Annotated in this window: 1 protein-coding gene; it reads left to right on the top strand. The window is 70.4% G+C overall.

Features of this window, described 5'->3' with window-relative positions; all coding sequences use genetic code 11:
• Nucleotides 1-1,325, top strand: a 1,325-nt coding sequence (locus EK403_RS13715; protein WP_164919603.1) for a coniferyl aldehyde dehydrogenase, incomplete at both ends; no start/stop codon positions are given.

Raw genomic sequence — 1,325 nt, 5'->3', positions numbered from 1 at the left:
AGACGGCCCGCCGTCGCTCGCCCAGCGCCGGTCCGACCTGAAGAAGCTGAAGGCCGCCATTCTGGCCCGCCGGTCCGAGATCGAGCGCGCGCTGGACGTCGATTTCGGCCACAGGTCGCGCCATGAGACCGCGATGGCGGAGATCATGGCCCCGGTCCAGGGCATCGACTACCTCTCCCGCAATCTCCGCCGCTTCATGGCGCCGAGCCGCCGCCACGTCGCGGCGACCTTCAGATTCGCCAGCGCCCGCGTCGAGTATCAGCCGCTCGGGGTGATCGGCATCGTGGCGCCCTGGAACTATCCGCTCGCGCTCGCGCTGACCCCGCTCGCGACGGCGATCGCCGCCGGCAATCGCGCGATGATCAAGCCGTCGGAGTTCGCGCCCGCGACGAGCCGGCTCCTGCAGGAGATGTTGGCGGAGATCTTCGCCGAGGAGCAGGTCGCGGTGGTGACCGGCGACGCAGCGCTCGGCGCCGCATTCGCGTCGCTGCCCTTCGACCATCTCCTGTTCACGGGCAGCACGACGGTCGGCCGCGCGATCATGAAGGCGGCGAGCGAAAACCTCGTTCCCGTGACGCTCGAACTCGGCGGCAAGTCGCCGGTCGTCGTCGCCCCGGGCCAGGCCCAGGGCGCGGCCGCCTCGGAAGTCGCCTTCGGCAAGCTGACCAACGGCGGCCAGACCTGCGTCGCGCCGGACTATGCGCTGGTTCAGGAACAGGAGGTCGACGCCTTCGTCGCGGCCTTCGGCCGAGCGGTGACGGCGCTCTATCCGAAGGGTCCCACGAGCGACGACTATACCTCGATCATCAACGACCGGCACTTCGAGCGCATCCGCGGACTGCTCGACGACGCGCGCGCCAAGGGCGCCCGGATCGTCGAGGCGGGCGCCGCGCCCGAGACCGCGGGGGAGCGCGCGCGCACGCTCGCCCCGACCCTCGTGCTCGGCGCGACCGACGACATGGCGATCATGCAGGAGGAGATCTTCGGGCCCGTCCTCCCGGTGGTCGGCTATCGCGGGATCGACGACGCCGTCGCCTATGTCAATGCCCGGCCCCGGCCGCTGGCGCTCTACTATTTCGGCGCCGATGACGCGGACCGCCGCAAGGTCCTGTCGCGCACCGTCTCGGGCAATGTCGGCGTCAACAACACGCTGATGCACTATGTCCAGGACGACCTGCCCTTCGGCGGCGTCGGGCCGAGCGGAATGGGCTCTTATCACGGGATCGAAGGCTTCCGCGCCATGAGCCACGCCAAGGGCGTCTATGTGCAGGGGCGCTGGAACGCCGCCGCCCTCCTGCGTGCGCCCTTCGGCGGTCTCGCCGACG

It is taken from the genome of Hansschlegelia zhihuaiae (assembly GCF_004103825.1).
Classification (GTDB): domain Bacteria; phylum Pseudomonadota; class Alphaproteobacteria; order Rhizobiales; family Methylopilaceae; genus Methylopila; species Methylopila zhihuaiae.
This window is presented reverse-complemented; position numbering and strand designations above follow the sequence as displayed.